The following is a 24,795-nucleotide window of genomic DNA, read 5'->3' on the forward strand; positions in this document are numbered from 1 at the left end:
CCCCGGATCTGCGAGCACTGCCTCAACCCGTCGTGCGTCGCGTCCTGCCCGTCCGGGGCGATGTACAAGCGGGCCGAGGACGGCATCGTGCTGGTCGACCAGGACAAGTGCCGGGGCTGGCGGATGTGCGTGTCCGGCTGTCCCTACAAGAAGGTCTACTTCAACCACCGCACCGGCAAGGCCGAGAAGTGCACGTTCTGCTACCCGCGGATCGAGGTGGGCCTGCCCACCGTGTGTTCGGAAACCTGCGTCGGCCGGCTGCGCTACCTGGGGTTGCTGCTCTACGACGCCGATGCCGTGCTGGCCGCCGCGTCCACCGAGCGCGAGCAGGACCTCTACCAGGCCCAGTTGGACCTGCTGCTGGACCCGTTCGACCCCGCCGTCGCCGCGGCGGCGAAGGAGAACGGCATCACCGACGAGTGGCTGGAGGCCGCCCGGAACTCCCCGGTGTACGCGCTGATCAAGCAGTACCGGGTCGCGCTGCCGCTGCATCCGGAATACCGCACCATGCCGATGGTCTGGTACGTGCCGCCGCTCTCGCCGGTGGTCGACGCGATCAGCCGGGAGGCGCACGACGGCGAGGACGTGGAGAACCTGTTCGGGGCCATCTCGGCGCTGCGCATCCCCATCGAGTACCTGGCCGGCCTGTTCACCGCCGGCGACACCGCACCGGTCGACCGGGTGCTGCGCACGCTGGCCGCCATGCGTGCCTACATGCGCGACCACAACCTGGGCCGGGACGCCGACCCGTCGATCCCGGCGTCGGTGGGCATGACCGAGGAGTCGATGTACGAGATGTACCGGCTGCTGGCCATCGCCAAATACGAGCAGCGGTACGTCATCCCGACCGCCTATGCGGCGCAGGGGCACCGGCTGGAGGAATCGGTGACCGAGTGCTCGCTGGACTTCGACGGCGGCCCGGGCATGTACGAATCCGGCCCGTTCGGCGAGGCCAGCGGGGCCCCGGTGCCGGTCGCGGTGGAGACGTTCCAGGCATTGCGGGAACGGCAGACGACGGAGGACCTGGGCGTCCGCGGCGGCCACCGGTCCCGGGTGAACCTGCTCAACTGGGACGGCAAGGGCACGCCGGAGTCGATGTTCACCCCACGGCCCGGTTCGCCCCGATCGCCCGGGAGCGAGGGCCAGAAATGAGGTTTCGACGCCGCCCGGCGGAGCGGTCCGCGGACCGCCGGGTGGTCTGGCAGGCCGCGTCGCTGCTGCTGGCCTACCCGGACGACGCGTTCCCCAACCGGCTCGAGCTGGTGGCGGCGGCCGTCGCCGACCTGCCCGGCCGCTCCGGCGAGCTGCTGCGGGACTGCGCTCGCCGGCTGTCGGCCCTGGACCCGGTCGACGCGGCGGTCGCCTACGTGGACACCTTCGATTGGCGCCGCCGCCGCACCCTGTTCCTGACCTACTACACGGCCGGTGACACCCGCGGCCGCGGTGTCGCCCTGCTCGAATTCGCCACCGCGTACCGGGCGGCCGGGGTGACCCCGCCGGCCGGGGAGCTGCCGGATCACCTGGCGGTGGTGCTGGAATTCGCGGCCACCGTCGACGAGGAGGCCGGGTTCACGCTGCTCGCCGCCCACCGGAGTGCCGTCGATCTGCTGATCGACGGGTTACGGAAGATGGATTCGCCGTACGCGCCGCTCATCGAGGCAGTGGCCGCGACGCTGCCGGCGCCGACCGAGCACGACCTGCTGACGGCCCGCCGCCTGGCCATGCAGGGCCCCCCGGCCGAGGCGGTCGGCCTGGACCCGTACCCGATGGCCGGCGCGCCGGCGGCGTCGGGCGCCGGGGCCCGATCCGGGCCGGTCGACCTGGTGCTGGGGACGAGAATTCCGATCGGAAAGGGATCGTCGTGACGTTGTTCTGGTCGATCGTGCCGTACGTGACGATCGCGATCCTGGTGGTCGGGTTGTGGTGGCGGTACCGCTACGACAAGTTCGGCTGGACCACTCGCTCGTCCCAGCTGTACGAGAGCCGGCTGCTGCGGATCGGCAGCCCGCTCTTCCACTTCGGCATCCTGGTCGTGATCGTCGGGCATGTCATCGGCCTGGTGATTCCGGAAAGCTGGACCCACGCCGTCGGTCTGAGCGAAACCGCCTACCACGTGCAGGCGGTGCTGCTGGGCACGATCGCCGGGGTGTGCACGCTGGCCGGGGTGATCATCCTGATCTACCGGCGTCGCACCAAGGGCCCGGTCTTCATGGCCACCACCCGCAACGACAAGCTGATGTACCTGGTGCTGCTGCTGGCGATCATCGCCGGCCTGGCCACCACCATGGTCGGTTCCGGGATCGTCGGCGAGCCCTACAACTACCGGGAGACCGTGGCGGTCTGGTTCCGGTCGATCTTCGTCTTCCAGCCCGACGGCGCGGCGATGGCCGGGGCCCCGCTGAGCTACCAGCTGCACGCGATCATCGGCCTGGCGTTGTTCGCCCTGTGGCCGTTCACCCGCCTCGTGCACGCGTTCAGCGCTCCGGTCGCCTACCTGTTCCGCCCCTACATCGTCTACCGCTCCCGGGATGCCGGCCGTCCCGGCGACCCGGTGGGGTCGCGGCCCAAGCGCCGGGGCTGGTGAGTCGCCCCCGTCCGCGCTGACTCGCCAGCCCCTCCATCCGCGCTGACTCGCCACAAGTGCAGGTTCTGTATCGATTCTGAACCTGCACTTCTGGCGAGTCGGCGCGGACTGGGGTTCGGCGGGCCGGCGCGGGTTGACGTGGGTGCGGGTGACGGCCGGGGCTGGTGACTCAGGCGCGGGTCAGCCGGCGGGTGACGGCCGGGGCTGGTGACTCAGGCGCGGGTCAGCCGGCGGGTGACGGCCGGGGCTGGTGACTCAGGCGCGGGTCAGCCGGCGGGGGGCGCCGCTGCGAGGGCGTCCGCGGCGGGGCCCAGCGCGTCCGGGTCGAGGCGGGCGTCGACGAGGGTGGCCAGGGTGCCGTCCTGCACGAGGGTGCGGACCGCCTCCAGGTCGGGTCCGATCGGGTCGTCGGCCACCCGGGTCGGTACGAGCCGGCGGATCGCGGCGTGCGCCGCGCCGGTGCCGACGCCGGGCCGCAGCGGGGCGTGGAAGTCCAATGCCTGGGCGGCGCACAGTAGCTCGACGGCCAGGATGTGGCCGGCGTTCCAGGCGGCCCGGCGGGCCTTGATCGCGGCGGTCGTGCCCATGCTGACGTGGTCCTCCTGCCCGGCGCAGGTGGAGACGGTGTGCACGGTCGCCGGCGCCGCATGGGCCCGGTTCTCGGCGGCCAGGGCGGCGGCGACGTAGGGCGGGATCATGAACCCGGAACCGGCGCCGGATCCGGCGACCAGGAACGGCGGCAACTCCGAGAGATGGCTGTTGGTCAGCCGGTCCGAGCGGGCCTGCGACATGGTGCTCAGCTCCGCGGTCGCGATGGCCAGGCAGTCCAGCGCGGTGGCCACCGGCGCCCCGTGCCCGTTGCCGCCGGACAGGGCCTGCAGCTCGGGGCCGTCCGGCCCGTCGACGGTCACGAAGACCGGATTGTCGGTGACGGAGTTGATCTCGCACTCGACCACCCCGGCCACGTAGGTCAGGCAGTCGCGGACCGCGCCGTGCACCTGCGGGATGCAGCGCAGGCTCAGGGGATCCTGCAGCCGGTGAGTCCGGTACGTCTCGACGATCTCGCTGCCGGCCAGCAACGCCCGCAGCCGGCGGGCGGTCAGCACCTGGCCGGGGTGTGGCCGCAAGGCCTGCAGCCGGGCGTCGAAGCCGCGGGTGTTGCCGCGGAGTGCCTCGACGCTCATCGCTCCGGCCACGTCGGCGACGTCGATGAGGGTCTGCACCTTGTTGACAGCCAGTGCGCCGATGCCGCTGATCTCGAACGTGCCGCTGATCAGCGCCAGCCCCTCCCGCAGGCCGGGCTGCTGAGGCGCGATCCCGGCCCGCCGCAACGCCTCCGCGCCGGCCAGCAACTCGCCGCCGAACCAGGCCTGGCCCTCGCCGAAGACGGCGAGACCGATGTGCGCGGTCGCCGACAGATAGCCGACCGAGCCCTGCGACGGGGCGTAGGGCACGACCCCGCGGTTGAGCATGTCGACGAGCGTCTGCACCAGCCGCATGCTGACCCCGCTGTAACCGCGGGCCAGGGAACGGACCGTGCACGCCATGATCGCCCGCACCGCCGCCTCGTCGTGCGGATCGCCCACCCCGCTGGCGTGGCTGCGCAGCATCTGCAACTGCACGACGGCGGGATCTCGGGAGTCCGGCACGATCGTGTACAGGTCACCGACCCCGGTGTTCAGGCCGTACACCGGTGAACCGGACCGCAGCACCGTCGGCAGGAGCCGGTGGGTGCGGTCGACCGCCCGCGCCGCCCGCTCGGCCAGGACGACCGGCGCACCGTGCGCGATCGCCGCGATCTCCCCGATCGTCGTCGGTTCCGAACCGAGCACGATCGTTCCGGTGGGCAGCGCGGCGTCCATGGTGCGAGCCTGCCACCCGGGCATCGACAGGGGTGCCCGGGCCGGAGGTCGCGCTACCGCGGGGCCGTCACCGTCAGGTTGTCGACCGTCACGGTGACCGGCGCGTTGGTCGATGTGCTGGACAGGTAGGGCACCAGCCCCACTCCACCGGCCGTCTGCAGCGCCGCCGTGCCGTCGGTGCCGGTCAGTTGCCACGCCGCCGGCTCGGCCGAGCCGACCTTCCAGACCTTGCCGCCCAGCGTGGCCGTGCCGGTGCCGGACACCTGGAACCGCAGCCGCAGGGTGTCGCCGGCGTTGTAGGTCAGGCCCGGCACGTTCACGGCGCCGCCGACCGCGGTCTCGGTGCCGCCGACCACCTTGGTCAGTTGCGCGGACACCGTGCCGCCGGCGATCACGCGAACCTTGAGCCGGTAGTCGTTGGTGCCCGTCCGTCGCTCGGCGAGCGAGAAGTAGGTCCCGCCACCGGTGGCGGCCTTGTCCAGCCTGACGTCGACGGTGGTGTCGACGTCGGCCTGCGCGACCCCGTTCAGCCAGACCGACGGGCCTGCGCCGGCCGCGGCGAGCTTGATGGTGCCGGCTCCGGCGCCGACCGCGAAGTTGCCGGTGGAGCCGGCGACCGTCCAGGCGCCGCCCTGGTCGGCGGTGCCCCAGCCGGCGGCCAGGGTGCGCCCGAACTCGTCGGAGGCGAAGACCGCGGCCGGGGCCGGGGCCACCGTCACCGGGTTGGTGACGGAGGTGGCGGCGCCGCCGTTGTCGGTGACGGTCAGCGTCACCGGGAAGGTGCCGCCGGCGCCGTAGGTGTGCGCGGGCTTGACCCCGCTACCCGTCGTGCCGTCACCGAAATCCCAGGCGTACGCGGTGATCGTGCCGTCCGGATCCGCCGATCCGGACCCGTCGAACGTGGCGTCCAGGTTGTTCACCGAGGAGGTGAAGGCCGCCGTCGGAACCTGGTTCTGGCCCTGGGCGACGGTGACCGGCTTCGTGACGGACGTGCTGGCCCCCTTGTTGTCGGTGACGGTCAGCTTGACCTGGTAGGTGTCGGCGGTGGCGTAGGTGTGCGCGGGCGTAACCCCGGTTCCGGTCGTGCCGTCACCGAAATCCCAGGCGTAGCCGGCGATCGAGCCGTCCGGGTCACTGGAACCCGAGCCGTCGAACGTGGCGGCCAGGCCGGCGCCCGACGAGGTGAACGCGGCCACCGGGGCCCGGTTGGCCGGCGGGGCGGCGGCCACCGTGACGGCCACCGCCGTCGCGGCAGTGGCCCCGGCGTTGTCGGTGACGGTCAGCTTCACCTGGTACGAACCGGCGCTGGCGTAGGTATGCGACGGTGCGGCCCCCGTTCCGGTCGAACCGTCACCGAAATCCCATGCGTACGCGGCGATGCTGCCGTCGGAGTCCTTCGAGGTCGACCCGTCGAACGCCACGACCAGGTTGGTCGGGGTCGCGGTGAACGCGGCCTCAGGCGCCTGATTCGGCGGCGGCGGTGCGGTCACCGTCACCGACCGGGTGGTCTGCGCGGTGGCCCCGTTGTCGTCGGTGACGGTCAGCGTGACGGTGTAGGTGCCGGCCGCGGCGTAGGTGCGCGACGCGGTGCTGCCGGTGCCGGTCGACCCGTCGCCGAAATCCCAGGCATAGGCGGCGATCGTGCCGTCCGGATCGGCCGATGCGGTGCCGTCGACGGACACCGCGAGATCCGTCGGCGTCGCGGTGAACGATGCCGTCGGGGCCTTGTTCGGCGGGGGCGCGGTCACCGTCACCGGTTGAGTCAGGGTGGTGGTGCCACCCGCGTTGTCGGTGACGGTCAGCTTGACCTGGAAGGTGCCGGCCGCGCCGTAGGGGTGGGACGCGGTCGGGCCGGTGCCGGTCGAGCCGTCACCGAAATCCCAGGCGTAGGCGGCGATCGTGCCGTCCGGGTCGGTGGAGGTGGTGCCGTCCACGGTCACGGTGAGGTGGTCCGCGGTGACGGTGAAGGCGGCCACCGGGGCCTGGTTCGGCACGATCGTCACCGGCTGGGTGACCGCGTTGGTACCGGACCGGTCGTCGGTGACGGTGAGCGTGACCTGGTAGGTGCCGGGTGCGGCGTAGGTGTGCGACGGCTGGGCGCCGGCGCCGGTCGAGCCGTCACCGAAATCCCAGGCGTAGCCGGCGATCGTGCCGTCGGAGTCGGTGGATCCGCGCCCGTCGAAGCCGACGGTCGATCCGGTGACGGACGAGGTGAACACCGCGGTCGGGGCGACATTCGGCAGCAGCCCGCCGGCCGCCTTGAACTGATCGGCCACCTGCTGATCGGTCAATTGGGTCGGGTAGATCGACACGTCGTCGATCGTGCCGGAGAAGTTCGATGAACTCGGCTGGTTGGTCCAGCCGCCCAGGTTGTCGCCGCCGATCTTCCAGTAGCCGCTGTAGTTCTGCGCGCCGGTGACGGTCGGATCGGTGGCGATCCTGACCCCGTCCACGTAGAGGGTCAGGCCGCCCTGGCCGAGGGTGCCGACCACCTGGTGCCACTGCCCGTCGTTGTACGAGTTGCTCGTTCGGACCGTCTTCACCGCGCCGGGGTAGACGCCGAAGAAGATCTTGCCCGAGTTGTCCATGTACAGGTGCCGGTCGTAGTTGCTCGACGTCCCGGTGGCCGAATTGCCGAAACCGAGGATCTTGCCGCCGCGGGTGGAGGTGGTCTTGATCCACGCCTGCGCGGTGAACGTGCTCGGGCCGGACAGTGCGGTGGCGGTGGACACTCGACCCTTGTCGGTGCCGTCCAGGGTGGCCGCGGTGTCGGCGTCGCCGGCGATGGCCCCGGCCACGCCCCGGGTGACCCCGGCGCCGGCGGTGCCGTCGTTGTTGCCGGCCCAGTCGTACACGGGGCCGGAGGTCTCACCGAACCGCCAGAACGCCGAGGCACCCTGACCCGTCACCTGCTGCACGTACGGGCTGGTCGACCCGGGGGAGTTGACGGATGCGGTGAACATCACCGGGTTGCCGACGGCGGCGTTCCCGGCCGGGTCGGTGCTGCGGATCTGATACTTGTACGTCCGCCCTGCGGTGAGGCCGCCGTCCAGCACGGTCACCGCCGGCCGGTTCCAGAAGGTCGAGTCGGCGGTCACGGTCCGGACTACCTTGCCGTCCCGGAGCACTTCGTACGTGAGCCGCGAGTCGTCCCGGTCCCAGTTCGCGGTGACCGCCACCCGAACCACGCCGCCACCGACGTCGGTGACGGTGGGGATCAGGTTGCCGCCCGAGTAGATCGGTTTGGTGCTCTTGCCGATCGGCTGCACGGCGAACCGCACCAGACCCTGCTGGGCGACACCGTTCACGCTGGGGAACTCCCCGCCGAGCACGATGTACTGGTCGTTGCCGGTCACGGTCCACGCGCCCTGCGACTGGCCGGTGTAGGTGCCAGCAGCCAACTGCGGGAACCAGCTGACGACCGACGGGCTCGGGGTGCCGGCGAAGTTGTAGTAGCCGTACGGGTCGGCGCCCAGCGTGCCGGTCACCCGCTTGGTGAAGGCCATCCCGCGCTGGAACGTCCACGGGTCGGTCTGCGGGTGTCCGCCGACGTTGCCGCAGTAGTGGGCATGGCTGACCACGTACACGGCGTCGGTGGCGTTGTTCGGGGCGTAGGTGCCATAGCTGTCGCCGTGGCAGTCCTCGACCCAGTTGATGCTGCCGTCGGCGGGATCGGCCGAGTAGACACCTTCCAGGTTGCCGTTCTTGCCATACACGTACCCGTTGGCGTACACCGCGGTGCCGTCGGTCGACAGGCCCAGGATGGCCGCCTGATCGCCCCAGTTGCGGATCAGACCGTTCGCCTTCCAGGTCGAGGCCGCCCCGGTCGCGGCGTCGACCGCGCCGTTGCCGTAGACGGTCTGGCCGGCCAGGGTCAGGAATGCGCCACCGGCCACCACCTTCGATCCGTCCGGGGTGAGAACCAGTGCGTTGACCTTCTTGTCGGCCCCCGGGTTCCAGCCCAGCAGGTCGCCGTTGGTGTTGAACGCGGCGAGTTTGGCGCGGGCCGCGCCGCGGGCGTTGTTGAAATCGCCGCCGATGTAGACGGTGGAATTGGTGGCGGCGACCGAATAGACGTTGTAGTCGGCCGAGGCCAGGAAGTTCGTGATCAGCTTGCCCGTGGCGGTGTCGAAAGCGGCGATCCGGCTGCGGGTCCCGCCGTTGATGGTGGTGAAGTCGCCGGCCACGTAGACCCGCTTGCCGTCCGGGGACGCCGCGACGGACCGCACCTGGCCGTTGAGGACGGGGGCGAAGCCGGTGTCCAGCGCGCCGGTGGTGATGTCGTAGGCCAGCAGGTTGGACCGCGGGGTCTCGTTGGTGCCGGCCGCCGCTCCGGCCGGCCGGGCCTGGGTGAAGCTCCCGCCGGCGAACACCTTGGTCCCGACGACGGCCTGCGACCACACGACGCCGTTCACCTGCACGGTGGGCAGGGGGTCGGCCGTCACCATGCCGGCGCCGGATGTCTGCACGACGCCCGGGGCCGCGGACGCCACCGGCGCGGTGACGGCCCCGAACCCGAACCCGGCGACGGCGAGTGCGGCCACGGCAGCCAGCGACGCCCACCGGCGTGGCGACGGCGCGACGACCTGTCCTGTGGACGGCTGGCGATCCCGCATGTCGAACTCCCCCCGGCGGCGCCGCCCGTGGGCGCTGCCTGACTCCGTGTAGCTGAGCATCGTCCGAATGTGTCACGTAGCCCCCCACGACACCTCATTCGGAGTAGTTAAGACTATCAAGTCGCGGGGCGATCGTCACACTACGCGACAGTGATTGTGAAAGATCCCTCGAACGAGTGACATTCCACCACGGGCGAGGGCCGTCCAATCGTGACCGAAGACAACGCGACGCCTGAAGGTGGGCGCGATCGCCGCATCAGTCCGGTCTGGGTGATTTCAACTGGCTCGGACCGAGCGGCCGCGTCACACCATCGAGTGAGCCGGTCGACCGGTCGCCCGGTCAACTCACCCGGTCGAGCCGATACTCCGGGCCCGTCCACCGCCGTCGCAACCAGCGGTCGTGGCTGGCGATGATCACCGTGCCGGGGGCGGCGCCGAGCGCCTCCTCCAGTTCGGCGGCGAGGGTGAGCGACAGGTGGTTCGTGGGTTCGTCGAGCAGCAGCAGATCGGCCGGCCGGGCGACGAGCAGGCCCAGCGCCAGCCGCCGGCGTTGACCGACGCTGAGCCGGCCGACGGGCAGGTCCAGATCGGGGCGGCGCAGCAGGCCGATGTCCACCAGTGCCGAGCCGTCGTCGTCCCGTCCGAGGGTTCGCGCGAAGGTGGCCCGGGCGGACAGGTCCGGCTCAGCGAACATCACGTCCTGTTCCAGCAGCCCGACCCGGTCGGCGGACACCTGCACCGAGCCGTCCGCCGGTCCCAGCCGGCCGGCCAGCACCAGCAGCAGGCTGGACTTGCCGGACCCGTTTGCGCCGGTCAGCAGCAGCCGGCCGCCGGCCGGCACGCTCAGCTCGTCGACCACCACCCGGCCGGGGATGCGTAGCCCACGCACCCGGACCGCGTCCCCGTCCGCGCCGCGCGGGGCGTCGGTGAGTGGGCCGGTGAAGGTGAGCGGTAGCGGCGGTGCGGGCACCGCCGCCCGCTCGGCGGCGGCCAGTCGCCGTTCGGCAACGCGCACCCGACGGGCGTGGGCCCGTTCGACGCCGGCTCCCTTGAAGTGGTGGATGAACTTGTCGTTGTCCCGTGGGCCGCGGTCGTGGGCAATCCGATCGGTGCCCATCTCGGTGTCCCGGCGCAGCCGGGCGATCCGGTCCTGCTGCTCGGCGTAGGTGCGCTCCCATCGGCGCCGGGCCGCTCCGCGGTGTTCCAGGTAGCGGCTGAAGGTGGCGCCGAAACGACGATCGGCCGGCGAGCGCTGCGGGTCCAGGTCCAACAGTTCGGTACCCACCCGATCGAGGAATGCGCGGTCGTGGCTGGCTGCCACCACCACCCCCGGCAGCGAGACCAGGTGCGATTCAAGCAGTTCCATGCCGGCGACGTCGAGATGGTTGGTCGGCTCGTCGAGCAGGAGGCAGTCGGGGCGCGCGACCAGCAGAGCGGCCAGGGCCAGCCGGGTCCGTTGACCACCGGACAGCCGGCCGGCCGGCTGATCCGGATGCAGCGCCGCCAGGCCCAGGGCGTCCAGGACGGTCGCCGCCCACCGGTCGGCGTCCCATGCGTCGTGCGCGGTCGCCCACTCCAGCCGGTCGGCCAGCGCGTGTGCCGCCGCCGGGTCGGAAGCCACCCGGGCGCTGAGCGCCTCGACGTCGCGAACGGCATCGTGCAGGGGCGCCAGAGCGCGCCCCATGATCTGCCCGACCGTGCCGGTGAGTGCCGGTTCCTGGGTGAGAAGGCCCACGGAGCCGGTGATCTCGATCGACCCGTGATCGGGCCGGTGCTCCCCGGCGAGCAGCCGCAGCAGCGTGGATTTGCCCGCGCCGTTCTCGCCGATGACGCCGACCCGGTGGCCGGGTCCCGCGGACAGGTCGATCCCGTCGAGGACGATCCGGTCACCGAAGGCCTTGGTGACGTCGTCCGCGAGCACCCGGACCGGTCCGGACAGTGACGATCGCCGGCCCATCAGGGCGGACGGCAGCGAAGAAGGAGATGGCATCGCAGATCCCGAGGGTGGTCGAGCGGATCCCGCCGGGCATGACGCCGATTCAGGCGTGGCCGCGGACGCGGGCGGGGGCGACGTCAGTGATCCATGATGCCGCCCACCGTAGGGACGCCGACGGTCGGCGCGCAACGGTTTTTTCGGCACGATGGCACCGGGCCGGGTGGCGATCGGAGGCGATCGGGTCCATCGTGACGGCAGCGGGTGCACACCGGACCGCCGGCGGTCGCGGGGGGCCCGGATCGGGAGGTTGACCATGGCCGGCGACATGACGATGCTGCCCCCGGCCGACGCGGCCGCGACGGACCGGCTCGACGTGCTGCGCTCCGTCGAACAGCGTGTGCTGTGGCTCGCCACCGCCATCGTCGACCACGCGAACCGGGTGCGGCCCAACCCGTCCGGGCTGAAGGTCGGCGGGCATCAGGCGTCCAGCGCGTCGATCGTGTCGGTGATGACGCTGCTGTGGCTCGAGCACCTGCAGCCCGGTGACCGGGTGTCGGTGAAACCGCACGCGTCGCCTGTCCTGCACGCCCTGAACTACCTGCTGGGCGCCCTGGACGGCGCCTACCTGACCACCTTGCGCGAGTTCGGCGGTTTGCAGTCGTATCCGAGCCGGGCCAAGGATCCGGACGCGGCGGACTACTCGACCGGGTCGGTGGGGATCGGTGCGACGGCCCCGCTGTGGGGCGCGCTGGCCCGCCGTTACGTGGGCGCGCACTTCGGCGCCGGCGGCACGGGTCGGCAGTACTCCCTCGTCGGCGACGCGGAACTGGACGAGGGCGCCGTGTGGGAGGCCGTCCAGGACCCCATGGTGGCCGAGCTCGGCGAGGTGGTGTGGATCGTCGACATGAACCGGCAGTCGCTGGACCGGGTGGTCCCGGTGATGGGGGTGACCCGGCTGCAGGGCATGTTCGCCGCCGCCGGGTGGCAGGTGCTCACCGCGAAGTACGGCCGGGCGCTGGAGGAACTCTTCACCCGGCCCGGCGGGGCCGTGCTGCGGGACCGGATCGACCTGATGCCCAACACCGAGTACCAGCGGCTGCTGCGCGGCGGCCCCGCCGAGGTCCGGCAGCGGCTGCTGGCCGGCGGGCACGACGACCTGCACCGGTTGATCGACGACCGGCCCGACGACGAGGTCTATCAGGCCGTGCGCAACCTCGGCGGGCACGACCTGGCCGCGCTGGACCAGGCCTTCGCGGCGATCGACGACAGCCGGCCGACGGTGATCTTCGCCTACACGCTCAAAGGGTACGGGCTGGCCACCGAGGGCCATCCGCAGAACCACTCCGCGCTGCTGACGGCCGACCAGCTGGCGCAGCTGGCCGAGCGGGTCGGCGCCGACCCGGCCGACCCGTGGCGCGGGTTCGCCGCCGGCAGCCCGGAGGCGGTGACCTGCTCGGCCGCCGCGGCCCGACTGCGCCGGGACCCGGTGGCCGTCACGCCGCCGCCGGCCGTGCCCAAGGACCTGGAACGCACCCCGACCGGGGTGTCGACCACCCAGGCTGCCCTCGGCCGGACCCTGCTGGACCTGCACCGGGCCGCGCCCGACGCGGGTGCCCGGGTGGTCACGGTCAGCCCGGACGTCAGCTCGTCGACCAACCTCGGCGGCTGGGTCAACAAGGTCGGGGTCTACGCCGAGGCCGAACGCGCCGACCTGTTCGCCGACGACAAGCAGACGATCCTGCACTGGCGGGAGCGACCCACCGGGCAGCATCTGGAACTGGGCATCGCCGAGACCAACCTGGTCGGCGTGCTCGGCGAGCTCGGCACCACCTGGAGCCGGTGGGGGCAGCCGCTGATGCCGATCGGCGTCCTGTACGACCCATTCGTCGAGCGAGCCCTCGAACCCTGGTCGTTCGGCATCTACGCGGGCGGGCAGTCGATCCTGGTCGGCACGCCGTCCGGGGTGAGCCTGGCCGCGGAGGGCGGCGCGCACCAGTCGATCAAGACCCCGTCCATCGGCCTCGAACAACCCGGCTGCGTCAGCTACGAGCCGGCGTTCGCGTTGGACACCCAGTGGGTGCTGCTGGCGTCGCTGGCCCGGTTGGGCCGGCCCGACGGCGGCTCGGCGTACCTGCGCCTGTCCACCCGACCGGTCGACCAGGCGCTGGCCTCGATCCCGACGGACCCGGCCGCCCGGGAACATCGCCGACGCAGCGTCGTCGCCGGCGCCTATCTGCTGCGCCGCACATCCCGGCCCGCGGTCACCCTGTGCGCGATGGGTGCCGTCGTACCGGACGCGCTCGCCGCGGCGGACCGCCTGGCCGCCATCGGGTGGGACGCCGATGTGGTGGTGGTGACGAGCCCGGACCTGCTGTTCCGGGCCGTGCAGGCCCGCCGCGGCCGCAGCGATGCGCCGGCCTGGATCCTGGACAGCGTCTTCGCCACCGAGCGGGCCGCGCCCATGGTCACCGTCCTCGACGGGCACCCGCACGCCCTGGCGTTCCTGGCCACCGTGAACCGCGTCCCGGCCGCCCATCTCGGCGTCACCCGGTTCGGCCAGTCCGGTGACCTGGCCGACGTGTACCGCTATCACGGTCTGGACGCCGACTCGATCATCGATGCCGCGCTGGGTCTGCTCGGCTGAGTCGGGTTCCCGCCGGTGGCGCGTCGCGGGCGGGTGCGGTCCGGCGGCGCACCATGATCGTCCGGTGGATTCCGTGGCGCTCGCCGTGCTGGTGGTGGTGCTCGCGGCGTTCCTGTTCGGCGTGGTCACCGCACCGCTGGGGTTGGCGCTCGGGCTGCCGCCGCCGGCCGTCGCGGCCGGCGTGCTCGTGGGCAGCGCCGCGTTCGCCGTCCTCAGCGTGCCGCTCGTGGTCGATCGGGTGCCGAGCCGGATCACCGGACGGGTGCGGTTGGGCCTGCGGCATGCCCCCCGGATCGCCCGGTGGTGGGACCGGGCCGGTGGCCGGCGGATCGCCGGTGGCCGGGCGACCGGGCTGGTCGACCGGGGATCCGCGCTGCTGGACCGGCTCGGCTACCGCGGGGTCGTGGTCCTGGCGCCGCTGCTCGGGCGCTGGCTCGTTCCGGCGGCGGCGGTCGCCCTGGACCCGCCGCGCGCCGACCTGTACCGCTGGGCCGCGCTCGGCTGCGCGACCTGGTCGGTGGTCGGCACCCTGGGCAGTGATCTGCTGATCCACGCGGTGCGGATCGGCTGATCGTCGCGATGTTCAGCGCTCGACTCGTACCTGGTCGGGATGCATCGCCCGGTAGCGCACTCGATCCTCAGGCCATCTCGGGCACCCGCAGGTGGGCGTGCAGCAGTTCGAACTCGGCGACGTCCAGGACGTCCACCCGAGCCTCCCGGGCGGTGCGCATCCGCAGGTCCATGGCCTGATCGCGGCTGGAGACCATCATGGCGGTGGAGTCGTAGGTGGCCGAGATGACCGCGCGTCCCGTTGACCGGTCGATGAACAGGCTGGCGCTGCAGAATCCGTCCAGGCTCTCCATGGCCGGCATGGTCACCATCCGGAACAGGTCGACACCGCGATCCAGATCGGCCGCGGCCCCGTGCATCCACGTCGCCCGCACGCAGGCGCCCTCGTGCGAGCGGTGATGGCGGTGCATCGCCGCGATCTCCCACTCCTCGACGAACGGCAGGCCGCCGAGCATCGTGCCGGCCCGTTCACGCATCGGGGTGATGGCCGAGTCGCTGGCCCGCATCCGGTCGATGGAGTCCCACGACGAGGTGACGATGCACCGCCCCGAGCCGCGGTCGGCCATCAGAGACAGGCCCAGACAACCATCCATTGCCTGGACGGCCGGCACCACCTCGTTGCGCAGGAAGTCGATCCCCGCATCCGTCAGGTGCATCGGGGTCGATTGACGACCACGGCTCGGGCGGCCCGCTCGGAATGTCGTGGAACGTGCGTACATCGCCGGACTCCTTCGACTCCGGGCAGCGCCCCGGCGGCGCTGCCGGTGAGTTCCAGCCTTCTCCTGATGGGGCGCATGGGCAACAGTCCTGCTCCGGCCGGTCACCGGCCCGACGAAGGCGCCGGCGACCGGCCGGCGACCCCTTCCGATGTCGCATCACCCGTATCGGTGATCACTGACTGTGAAATCCAGGGCGACCGGGAAAAACTGACCGTCGCGCCGATCCCACCAGTCACGCTAGAGTTCATAGAGCACGTACGTTGGGTGTCCACCGGAGGGGAAGCCGGCGGCGCGAAACGTGCCGAAAGACGGTGTCCGATGGCCGCACGAGACGACCGACCCCCGAGGGAGCCGACGCCTCGGGAATCGAACCTGTCGGAAATGCGATTCCTGACCGTTGCCGAGGTGGCCACGCTGATGCGGGTGTCCCGGATGACGGTGTACCGCTTGGTGCACTCGGGCGAGCTGCCCGCCGTGCGCGTCGGCCGGTCGTTCCGGGTACCCGAGCGCGCGGTGCACGATTACCTGCGGACCGCCTTCAACGACGTCGGTTAGCAGCGTCGATCGGCGCGCGGCCGACTGACGGGCACCGAGCAGACCACCACCGCCCCGTCGTTTGAGCTGCGCCGTGGGAACACCGGCCCCGGATCCGCCGCCCCGCCGGCATCGGCCAGCCGGCCCTGCGGATCGAGATCCACTGGCCCGACCAGAAGATCAGCCGGCCGGTATCCCGGAGCTGTCCGCCTGATCGGTGATCCAGGTCCCGGCCTGGTGCTGGTCCGAGATCGGCCCCCGGGTGGCCACTCCGAACAGCGCAAAAACGCCCAATATCGCGAAGTCCGATCGCAGTACTAGCCGGTTGGGCGTCGCCTCGCTGTTGCGTCCGCCCGGCGTGGGGTGTGGCCGCCGGACGGCGGGGTGGCACGGGGTGGGCCGGCCGGAGCGATCGATGGTGGGTGACCGGATCGGGGGTACCGGCCGGTAGGATGACCGGGTTCGGCAACCGCCGGGCCGGCGGGCGGCCGTGCGTCGCTCGCGCTGATCATCCGTCGATGCGGCCCGTGGACCGCGGCGGCCGCGCACCGGGAGAAGTCGTCAATGGGCTCAGTCATCAAGAAGCGTCGCAAGCGGATGGCCAAGAAGAAGCACCGCAAGCTGCTGCGCAAGACCCGGGTGGCGCGCCGCAAGGCCGGCAAGTAACCGTCGCCGGGCGGCCGGCGGCCGCCCGCGCGCTCCGGTCACCGGCCGGCACCGGGTTCGAGAACTTCACGCGAGGGATGGCGGGTCGATGGCGGGACTGATCGTCCTGGTCACCGGGGTGACCAGGGTTATCGGCTCGTGCCTGGCCGGCCGGCTGGCCGAGCATCCGGCAGTCGATCGGGTCATCGGCGTCGACGCCGCATTGCCCGAGCCGGCCGCCCGGGCGCGGATGGGTGCGGCCGACTTCGCCCGGGTCGACATCCGAAACCCGTTGGTGGCCAGGGTGATCGAGGCCGCCGGGGTCAATACGGTGGTGCACGCCTCGGCGTCCTCCACGCCCGCGTCGTCGGCCGCGCGCACGATGGCCAAGGAAATGAACGTCCTCGGCACCATGCAATTGCTGGCCGCCTGCCAGCGGTCGGAGAGCGTCCGGAACCTGATCGTCCGGTCCACCGGAGCGGTCTACGGTGCCTCCTCCCGCGACCCGGCAATCTTCACCGAGGAGATGTCGGCCCGGTCCGTCCCCTCCGGCCCGGGCCGGGACGCGATCGACATTGAGGCCTACGTCCGAGGCTTCGGGCGGCGCCGGCCTGACGTTCGGATCGCGGTGCCGCGATTCGCCGAAATCGTGGGTCCGACCGTGGTCACTCCGCTGACCCGGTACTTCGGCCTGGCTCCGGCCGTGCCGATGGTGCTGGGTCGGGATGCCCGGCTGCAGTTCGTGCATGAGCAGGACGCGATCGGCCTGCTCGAACACCTGGCCCTCGGTGACTTCGCCGGCACGGTGAACGCGGCCGGCGACGGCACGATGACGCTGGCCCAGGCCATCCACCGGGCGGGCCGGATCCCGTTGCCGGTGCCTTCGTTCGGGCTCGACCCGCTGTCCCGGGTGATGCGGACCGTACGGTTGGGCGGGTTCTCGCCGAACCAGGTGAAGGTGCTGTCGGCGGGTCGGGTGATGGACACCACCCGGCTGCGGGAGCGGGCGCACTACACACCCAGGTTCACCACGATCGAGGCGTTCGACGATTTCGCCGCCCATCTGCGACCGGTGGTCACCCCGCAGGTGGTGCGGGGCGTCGAGGTGCGGGTGGCCGGCACGCTCGGCGTCCAGCCCCTGCCCGACATCCGCGCCCTCGGGCCGGGCGAGCCGGCCGGGTCGGTGGTGGACGAATCGCCGGCGGACCGGGGAACCGAGGAAGCCGCTGATGGTGGCCGACCCAGACTCGTCGGCATCGACGGTCACGCGGCGGGTGCCCCACGGCGCCGGCGGATCCGATGAGCGAGGCTGGCCGAGCGAATCGTCGGTCCAGTTGGGCCGGGACCGCCGAGCCGCGTTCCGCAGGAGCACCGCGATGAGCGATCGGGACCGGACGCGGCCGGTGACCGCGCTCGTCGGTGAGTTCGGGCAGGACAAGACATGGAAGGACGGGGGAAGCGCCGTGGCCGGCAGGGATGCGCCGCTGGGACGGGAGTCGCGCAATGCGCCGCTCCCGTCCGAAGGGTCGGCGGCCACAGTCGAGCCGGCCGCTGACGGCGTGGCGGCCGAAACGGGTTGGCGCCGCGGGCTCGCCGAATCGCTGGCGTTCCTGCGTCGGCGAATGACCGGCGAGTACCAGGTCGACGACTTCGGCTACGACGCGGATTTCACCGACCACGTGGTCGTACCTCCACTGAAGCTGTTGTACGAGAAGTGGTTCCGGATCGAGACGGTGGGGATGGAGAACATTCCCGACACCGGCGGCGCGTTGCTGGTGGCCAACCACTCGGGCACCATCGCGGTCGATGCGCTGATGACCGCGGTGGCCGTGCGGGAACACCATCCGCAGCACCGTCCGCTGCGGATGCTCGGTGCCGATCTGGTGTTCCAGACGCCGTTCATGGGGCCGATCGCCCGCAAGATGGGCAACACCTTGGCCTGCAACCCGGACGCCGAGCGGCTGCTGTCCACCGGCGAACTGGTGGCCGTGTTCCCCGAAGGGTTCAAGGGCGTCGGCAAGCCCTACTCCCAGCGGTACCGGCTGCAACGGTTCGGCCGGGGCGGATTCGTCACCGCGGCGATGCGGACCGGCGTGCCCATCATCCCGGTGTCGATCGTCGGGGCGGAGGAGATCTACCCGCTGATCGGCAACCTCAAGCCGCTGGCCCGCGCCCTCGGATTCCCGTACTTCCCGGTGACTCCGACGTTCCCGCTCCTCGGGCCGCTCGGCGCCATCCCGCTGCCCAGCAAGTGGATCATCGAGTTCGGTGAGCCGATTCCGACCACCGGATTCGGTGACAACGCCGCCGACGACCCGATGGTCGTCTTCAACATCACCGACCGGGTCCGGGAGACGATCCAGCAGACCCTGTACCGGCTGCTGCTGCGGCGCGGGCACCCGTTCCTGGGCTGATACCGCTCGTCCTGACGGCCCGCTGCCCCGGGTTCCGTTGCCGGCCTCAGCCGGCCATTGCTCGGCGGGTACGTCGCCAGAACGAGCGCCAGATCAGCGCGGCGATGCCGGCCAGCACGGCGCCCAGTGCCCCGGGCACCCAGATCTTCGCCGCCTTGCGGCCGGTCCGGAAGTCCTTGATCTGCCAGCCGCGTTCGCGGGCGATGTCGCGCAACGCGCCGTCGGGGTTGATCGCGACCGCGGTGCCGACCACCGACAGCATGGGCACGTCGTTCACCGAGTCCGAGTAGGCGGTGCACCGCCGCAGGTCAAGGCCCTCTCGTGCGGCCAACGCGCGGACCGCGGCGGCCTTGGCCTGGCCGTGCAGCATCTCCCCGTAGAGCCGGCCGGAGTAGACGCCGTCCTCGGTCTCGGCCACGGTGCCCAACGCGCCGGTCAGCCCCAACCGGCGCCCGATGATCTGGGCCAACTCGACCGGGGTGGCGGTGACCAGCCAGACCCGCTGCCCGGCGTCCAGGTGCCGTTGGGCGAGCTCCCGGGTGCGTGGGTAGATCCGCTCCGCCATCAACTCGTCATAGATCTCCTCGCCGAGGTCAACGATCTCCGAGACCTGCCGGCCGGCGACGAAGGCCAGCGCACCTTCGCGGGCCCGGGACGTGTCCTCGGCGTCCTCGCCGACGAGCCGGAACTTGATCTGCAGCCAGGCGAACCGCAGCAGGTCGCCGGTGGTGAAGAAGTTGCGGCTCACCAGGCCGCGGGCGAAGTGGAAGATCGAGGCGCCCTGCATCATCGTGTTGTCCACGTCGAAGAAGGCCGCCGCGGTCAGGTCGGTGCCGGGCGGCAGGTGCTCGTCCTCCTCGTGCACGGCGAGGTAGGCGGCCTCGGCCGAGGCGGCCCCGGCGATCTCGGCGGCCGACGCCTGATCGTCGAACGCCTTTCGCTTCCTCACCCGTGACCTCCCCTGCCGCGACCGATCCGGGTCGGCCGGCGGCGCGCACCCGATGCGTCCGTCGGCCAGACTAGTTGGCCGAGCTTGCGAGGCCACCAGTGAGCACTGGAGGAGGGTTCCGGGGCACGGTCGGCGACGGAGGAGCCGGGCTGCGCGGGGCCCTCGTCGACGGCCGAGCTTGCGAGGCGACCAGTGAGCACTGGAGGAGGCCCGGGCGGGGAGCTCATGACGTGCCCGGCGACTCACCCGTCCGGAACGGGCCTCCGCACGGTGCCGCGGCACCCCGTGCCGGACAATGTTCGGCGTGAGCAGCCCGCAGCAGGCCGATTCCAGTGGCGCCCCACCCAGCGGCGTCGACACCAGCGGCGGCGTCCCGAGGGGCGACGCCGAGCGCCCGGCCACGGTCGGCGGGCGGTCCGCGAACGTCGCCGACCTCCTGCGGGACGCGGCGGCCCACCACCCCGACCGGCCGGCGCTGATCGCGCGGTCGGTGTCCCGGTCCTGGGCCGCGCTCGACCGGGCGGCCGACGCGGGTGCCCGCCGGCTGACCGCGCTGGGCGCGGCGCCGGGGGAGCGGGTCGTCATCTCCCTGCCGACGGGTAGTGATCTGGCTCTCGTGTTGTACGCGGTGGCCCGGGCGGGTCTGATCGCGGTGCCGACGGCGCCGGGGGCCGACGTCGCCGAGCTCGCCGACCGGGTCGGCGCGGTCGCCTCGATCGGTCCTCAGCGGGACCACCGGCTGGGCATCGCGTTGGGTGCCGCCGACGTCGGTCAATGGTGGGCGGCCGACCCTGCGCCGTTCGAGAGCGTCGGCGGCGGCGAGGATCTGGTCATGCTCGCGCGGGCGCGCGGGGACCGGGCGGTGATGCTGTCGCACCGGGCGGTCCGCGCGGCGGTCGGCGCGATCGGGCAATTGGGTGCGGTTCGGGTGCGCGACGGCGATCGGGTCCTGCAGGTCCTGCCGCTCTATCACGTGGCCGGCTGGGTGGTCTCCTTGCTGCCCACCGCGCTGGTGGGCGGGGCCGCCGTGTTCCCCGAGGTCGGGTTCGACGTGGCGACCGTGGCCGTCGGCGTGCCCGGCGGCACCGGATCCCACGCCGGTCAGGGCCGGTCCGCCACCGAATCGGCGTTGCGCGCCGCCGCCGAGCATGCCGTGACGGTGCTGCCGGGGGCGCCCGGCTTCTTCCATCATCTGACGGCGGTTCCGGACTCGGCGGGCGCGCTGGCCTCCGTCCGGCTGTTCACCTCCGGCAACGCGCCCCTGTCGGCGGTCGACTACGAGGCCTTCCGCGAGCGGCATGGGCAACCGGTCTGGGAGGGCTACGGGCTGTCCGAATCCGCGTCCGTGGTCACCACCTCCCTCGTCACCGGCGCGCCCGTCCACGGCTCCGTCGGCCGGCCGCTGGCCGGTATCGAACTGAAGGTCGTCGGGCCCGACGGGCAGGACGTGGCCGCGGTCGTCGACGAGGAACCGGCCGACCAGCCCGACGAGCAGCCGGACGAGCCCGCGCGGGAGGACCCCGATCGGGACCCGCTGGACACGGTGGCCGATGCGCCGGACGCCGGTGAGGTCGGCCGCATCAAGATCCGCGGGGCCACGCTGTTCTCCGGGTACTGGCCCAACGGGCGCGGGGGCCCGGACCCCGACGGCTGGTTCACCACCGGAGACATCGGGTTCCTCGACGACGGCGGCGAGTTGCACCTGGTCGACCGGGCGGCCGAGGCGGTCGTCGTCGCCGGCTTCACGGTCTACCCGCGCGAGGTCGAGGACGTGCTGGCCGGGCACTCGGACGTGGCCGAGGTGGCGGTGATCGGCGTGCCGGCCGCCGACGGGCATTCCGAACTCGTCGCGGTGCTCGTCGGCGCCGAGGATCGCACGCCCGCCGTCGAGGAGTTGCGCGAGTTCGTGGGGGCGCGGCTGCCCGCGTTCAAGCACCCGGCGCTCTATCGGGTGGTGGACGACCTGCCCAAGACCGAGCTCGGCCGGATCGACCGGGACGAGTCGCGGCGCCGGTTCGGCCCGGCGGCCCGGCAGGCGCTACGCACTCTGGTCGCGGTGCCGGACGTCGACCACCTGGACGCGGTCGAGGAGGGTGATCCCGCTCCCGACGTCAGGCCCGAGCCGGCTGGGGATCTCGTGGATCTCGGGGCGCGCCTGCCCGGCACCGGTGACCGCGCCGGCCGGGGCCGCGACGATACCGACGAGGACCTCTTTTGAGCGCGGCCGGCCGGGCGCATCGTCGTGACCGCAGCGAGGCCGACCGGGCCCCCACGCGTACCGGGTGGACGCCTCGATGAGCACCGTCACCGTCTACACCCGCGCCGGTTGTCACCTGTGTGAGGTCGCCATCGCCGCCGCGGCCCGGATCGCCGCAGACACCGCAAGTGCGTTCGGGACGGTCGATGTGGACGCCGACCCCGAGGATCGGGCCGAGTACGGCGACCTGGTGCCGGTGATCCTGGTCGACGGCCGGATCCACGGGTACTACCAGGTGGACCCGGATCGGCTTCGCGCCGCGCTCACCGCGCCACCACCCCCCGCCCGGAGCTGAGCACGCTTTCGCCGCCCGTCCGCCCGCCGCCCCGCGGGACGATGATCGACCCAGGATCGACGCCGTCCCGGATCACCCCGTCGGTGCTGGCGGAACGCCCGGCTTCGGCTGCGGCCGAACGCTGTGATCCGGATCACCGTCGCGCGGTCCGACCCGCGGAAGGGCCGCTGCGGACGCAGTGTCCCTGGGGGGACCCCGGTACTCGGCGACTTTGTGCACGCGTTCACGAATGACTAGGCTCTGCGCGTACCGGGGACCTAGCACATTCGGTCGCCACGGCTGCGGTGGGGGCGTGATCCGCCCTGTGGAGGGCAAACGGGTGACAGGGCAGGTCGGCGGGTCGCGCGAGAGTGGCCGCCTGCGTGCAATTCCGGAGGCCACGGTGGCCCGTCTCGCGCTCTATCTCCAGGTGCTCTCGGCCCTCGGGGACGGCAGCGCAGGTCAGGAGACCGTCTCCTCCGAGCAGCTCGCCCGATCCGCCGGGGTCAACTCGGCCAAGCTCCGTAAGGACCTCTCGTACCTGGGGTCCTACGGAATTCGCGGGGTCGGGTACGACGTGGGCACGCTCATCGACGAGATCAGCCGGACGCTCGGCGCGCACCGAGCCCACCGGGTGGCCCTGGTCGGGCTGGGCAACCTGGGTCAGGCCCTTGCCGGCTATCCGGGATTCGCCGGTCGCGGGTTCGTCATTTCGGCATTGTTCGACGTCGACCCGGCCCGGGTGGGCCGCGAGGTCGGCGGCCGGGTCATCCAGCACTTGGACCACGCGGTCGCCGTGTGCCGGGCGGCCGGAGTGACCATCGGTGTCATCGCGACTCCGGCGAAGGCCGCCCAACAGGTCGCCGACATCCTGGTGGCGGCCGGCATCCGGTCGATCCTCAACTTCGCGCCGGGGGTCCTCACTATTTCCGGCGACGTGGAGGTCCGGCACGTCGATCTGGCCCTGGAGCTGCAGATCCTGGCGTTCCACGAGTCCCGGCGCGATGCCGACCGGCTCGGGCCACGACTGCGGGCCCCGGCCGACCATCAGGCCGATCAGCCACCCGCCTTTCATCCGGCGGACACGTCCCGGGTGGCGGTGACCTCGTGACCTGCTGTTCATCGGCCGATCGCCCGCCGGTCACCCGGGTGGTACCGAACCCTGCGGCTGGCCGAGAAGAGTCAGCCACCGGTCGGCGGTCGCAGCCAGCGGCCGCCGGCGCACCTGAATGCTCGAGGAGCTCGCAATGACCCGCGCACGTAAACCTGCCGGCCGGATCGCCTTCGTCGGTGCCGGTCCCGGTGATCCCGGGCTGTTGACCATGCGCGCGGCCCAGGCCCTCGAGGGGGCGTCGCTGGTCGTCACCGATCCCGACGTGCCGCTGGACGTCACCGCGCTGGCCGGCGACGCCGAGGTGAAGCCGGCGGTCGGCGAGCCGGCCGAGGTGGCCAAGGCGCTGGTCGCCGCGGCCCGGTCCGGTCAGTCCGTGGTCCGGCTGGTCGCCGGCGATGTACTCACCGCCGACCCGGTCGTCAAAGAACTGCAGAGCGTGGCCCGCTGCTCGGTGATGTTCGACGTCATCCCCGGCCTGTCGGCGACCGCGGTCGCCTCCTACTCGGGAATCGCAGTCGGCTCCGTGCACACCGTCGCCGACGTCCGGTCCACCTCCGACTGGTCGCGGCTGGCCGCGGCGCCGGGCACGCTCCTGCTGCAGGCCTCGTCCGGCCACTTGGCGGACACTGCCGCGTTTCTCGCCCAGTCCGGCCTGGCCGGTGAGACTCCGGCGTCGGTGACTTCGGGCGCCACCCTGCCCACCCAGCGCACGGTGGACGGCACGCTGGCGACGCTGGACGGCATCGGCGGCGACATGGCCGGCCCGCTGGTGGTCACCGTCGGCGCCGGCATCGCGCTGCGGGGCCGGCTGTCCTGGTGGGAATCCCGCGCCCTGTACGGCTGGCGGGTGCTCATCCCGCAGACCAAGGACCCGGCCGACGAGATGGTCGAACTGCTGCGGATGCACGGTGCCATCCCCCAGCGGGTGCCGACGGTGGCGGTGGAGCCGCCGCGGACGCCGGCCCAGATGGAGCGGGCGGTCAAGGGTCTGGTCGACGGTCGCTACCAGTGGATCGTCTTCACCTCGGTCAACTCCGTGCGTGCGGTGTGGGAGAAGTTCACCGAGTTCGGGTTGGACGCCCGGGCGTTCTCCGGAGTGCGGATCGCCTGCGTCGACAGCCAGACCGGCGCGGCGGTGCGGGCCCTGGGCATCGTGCCCGAGCTGATTTCGGCCGATCAGCAGTCGTCGGCCGGCCTGCTGGCCACCTTCCCGGAGTACGACGACATCCTCGACCCGGTCGACCGAGTGCTGCTGCCGCGGGCGGACATCGCCACCGAGACCCTCGCCGAGGGGTTGCGGGAGCGTGGCTGGGAGATCGACGACGTGACCGCGTACCGGACCGTGCGGGCGGCCCCGCCGGCCGCGCCGATCCGGGAGGCGATCAAGACCGGCGGGTTCGACGCGGTCTGTTTCACCTCGTCGTCAACCGTGCGGAACCTGGTCGGCATCGCCGGCAAGCCGCATGCCCGGTCGATGGTCGCCTGCCTGGGTCCGAAGACCGCGGAAACGGCGCGGGAGTTCGGCCTGCGGGTGGACGTCCAGCCCGAGATCGCGGAGATCCCGGCGCTGGTCGAGGCGCTCGCCGAGCACGCGTCCCGGCTGCGGGCCGAGGGGGCACTGCCGCCCCCGCGGAAGACACCGCGCCGCCGCTGACGGTCGCCGCCCGGTGCCGAGTG

Annotated in this window: 17 protein-coding genes and 1 pseudogene; 13 read left to right on the plus strand and 5 right to left on the minus strand. The window is 72.1% G+C overall.

The features are described from left to right. The 3 genes and pseudogenes from ACILSK_RS22055 to narI form a co-directional block, all read left to right on the plus strand. The coding region (locus tag ACILSK_RS22055; protein WP_395729341.1) for a 4Fe-4S dicluster domain-containing protein at nucleotides 1-1,152 on the plus strand (1,152 nt) is incomplete at its 5' end. Next, the gene (gene narJ, locus ACILSK_RS22060) at nucleotides 1,149-1,865 is read left to right on the plus strand and encodes a nitrate reductase molybdenum cofactor assembly chaperone (RefSeq protein WP_395729342.1); all 717 of its coding nucleotides are present in this window, start codon (nucleotides 1,149-1,151) and stop codon (nucleotides 1,863-1,865) included. The genes ACILSK_RS22055 and narJ, both read left to right, overlap by 4 nt. Nucleotides 1,866-1,867: 2 nt before the next feature. After that, nucleotides 1,868-2,584 (plus strand): annotated as a pseudogene (narI, locus tag ACILSK_RS22065) (respiratory nitrate reductase subunit gamma); the annotation flags it as partial. A 266-nt stretch (nucleotides 2,585-2,850) separates the two neighbouring features. Here narI and hutH read toward each other — a convergent pair. From hutH to ACILSK_RS22080, 3 genes are all read right to left on the minus strand, one after another. Continuing rightward, nucleotides 2,851-4,446, minus strand: a complete 1,596-nt coding sequence (gene hutH, locus ACILSK_RS22070) for a histidine ammonia-lyase (protein ID WP_395729343.1) — start codon at nucleotides 4,444-4,446, stop codon at nucleotides 2,851-2,853. A 53-nt stretch (nucleotides 4,447-4,499) separates the two neighbouring features. Next, a complete protein-coding gene (locus ACILSK_RS22075; protein WP_395729344.1) occupies nucleotides 4,500-9,122 on the minus strand; it encodes a PKD domain-containing protein in 4,623 nt (1,540 codons plus the stop codon). A 280-nt stretch (nucleotides 9,123-9,402) separates the two neighbouring features. Then, nucleotides 9,403-11,052, minus strand: coding sequence for an ABC-F family ATP-binding cassette domain-containing protein (locus tag ACILSK_RS22080; RefSeq protein ID WP_395729345.1), 1,650 nt, complete (start codon nucleotides 11,050-11,052; stop codon nucleotides 9,403-9,405). Between the two features lie 271 nt (nucleotides 11,053-11,323). On the opposite strand from ACILSK_RS22080, the gene ACILSK_RS22085 reads away from it, so the two are divergent. Together ACILSK_RS22085 and ACILSK_RS22090 are read left to right on the plus strand one after the other, a co-directional pair. Continuing rightward, nucleotides 11,324-13,642: a transketolase-like TK C-terminal-containing protein gene (locus tag ACILSK_RS22085; RefSeq protein ID WP_395729346.1), complete on the plus strand. Its 2,319-nt coding sequence runs from the start codon at nucleotides 11,324-11,326 to the stop codon at nucleotides 13,640-13,642. A gap of 64 nt (nucleotides 13,643-13,706) precedes the next feature. Continuing rightward, nucleotides 13,707-14,213 (plus strand): hypothetical protein, encoded by a 507-nt coding sequence (locus ACILSK_RS22090; protein ID WP_395729347.1) that lies wholly within the window; start codon nucleotides 13,707-13,709, stop codon nucleotides 14,211-14,213. 67 nt (nucleotides 14,214-14,280) lie between these two features. Here ACILSK_RS22090 and ACILSK_RS22095 read toward each other — a convergent pair whose 3' ends face one another. Beyond that, complete coding sequence (locus ACILSK_RS22095) at nucleotides 14,281-14,931, minus strand: hypothetical protein (protein WP_395729348.1); 651 nt, start codon at nucleotides 14,929-14,931, stop codon at nucleotides 14,281-14,283. 381 nt (nucleotides 14,932-15,312) lie between these two features. Here ACILSK_RS22095 and ACILSK_RS22100 point away from each other — a divergent pair, with 381 nt between their 5' ends. The 4 genes from ACILSK_RS22100 (at nucleotide 15,313) to ACILSK_RS22115 (ending at nucleotide 18,524) form a co-directional block, all read left to right on the plus strand. After that, nucleotides 15,313-15,486 (plus strand): helix-turn-helix domain-containing protein, encoded by a 174-nt coding sequence (locus tag ACILSK_RS22100; RefSeq protein WP_217180750.1) that lies wholly within the window; start codon nucleotides 15,313-15,315, stop codon nucleotides 15,484-15,486. Between the two features lie 543 nt (nucleotides 15,487-16,029). Further along, nucleotides 16,030-16,131, plus strand: a complete 102-nt coding sequence (locus ACILSK_RS22105) for a 30S ribosomal protein bS22 (protein WP_015746237.1) — start codon at nucleotides 16,030-16,032, stop codon at nucleotides 16,129-16,131. 88 nt (nucleotides 16,132-16,219) lie between these two features. Then, nucleotides 16,220-17,413, plus strand: a complete 1,194-nt coding sequence (locus ACILSK_RS22110) for an NAD-dependent epimerase/dehydratase family protein (RefSeq protein WP_395729349.1) — start codon at nucleotides 16,220-16,222, stop codon at nucleotides 17,411-17,413. Between the two features lie 73 nt (nucleotides 17,414-17,486). Beyond that, complete coding sequence (locus tag ACILSK_RS22115) at nucleotides 17,487-18,524, plus strand: lysophospholipid acyltransferase family protein (RefSeq protein ID WP_395729350.1); 1,038 nt, start codon at nucleotides 17,487-17,489, stop codon at nucleotides 18,522-18,524. Between the two features lie 46 nt (nucleotides 18,525-18,570). Here ACILSK_RS22115 and ACILSK_RS22120 read toward each other — a convergent pair whose 3' ends face one another. Continuing rightward, nucleotides 18,571-19,473 carry an HAD family hydrolase gene (locus tag ACILSK_RS22120; protein WP_395729351.1) on the minus strand — a complete coding sequence of 301 codons (903 nt, stop codon included), beginning with the start codon at nucleotides 19,471-19,473 and terminating at the stop codon, nucleotides 18,571-18,573. A 304-nt stretch (nucleotides 19,474-19,777) separates the two neighbouring features. Here ACILSK_RS22120 and ACILSK_RS22125 point away from each other — a divergent pair, with 304 nt between their 5' ends. From ACILSK_RS22125 to ACILSK_RS22140, 4 genes are all read left to right on the plus strand, one after another. After that, on the plus strand, nucleotides 19,778-21,691 hold the full coding sequence (locus ACILSK_RS22125; protein WP_395729352.1) for a class I adenylate-forming enzyme family protein: 1,914 nt from the start codon (nucleotides 19,778-19,780) through the stop codon (nucleotides 21,689-21,691). Between the two features lie 76 nt (nucleotides 21,692-21,767). Then, nucleotides 21,768-22,025, plus strand: coding sequence for a glutaredoxin family protein (locus ACILSK_RS22130; RefSeq protein ID WP_395729353.1), 258 nt, complete (start codon nucleotides 21,768-21,770; stop codon nucleotides 22,023-22,025). Nucleotides 22,026-22,344: 319 nt separating this feature from the next. Next, complete coding sequence (locus ACILSK_RS22135) at nucleotides 22,345-23,115, plus strand: redox-sensing transcriptional repressor Rex (protein WP_395729407.1); 771 nt, start codon at nucleotides 22,345-22,347, stop codon at nucleotides 23,113-23,115. 136 nt (nucleotides 23,116-23,251) lie between these two features. Further along, entirely contained in the window at nucleotides 23,252-24,772 is a 1,521-nt protein-coding gene (locus ACILSK_RS22140) for a uroporphyrinogen-III synthase (RefSeq protein ID WP_395729354.1), read from the plus strand. Nucleotides 24,773-24,795: the final 23 nt, after the last annotated feature.

The sequence above is a fragment of the Nakamurella sp. genome, assembly GCF_044224575.1.
GTDB lineage: Bacteria > Actinomycetota > Actinomycetes > Mycobacteriales > Nakamurellaceae > Nakamurella.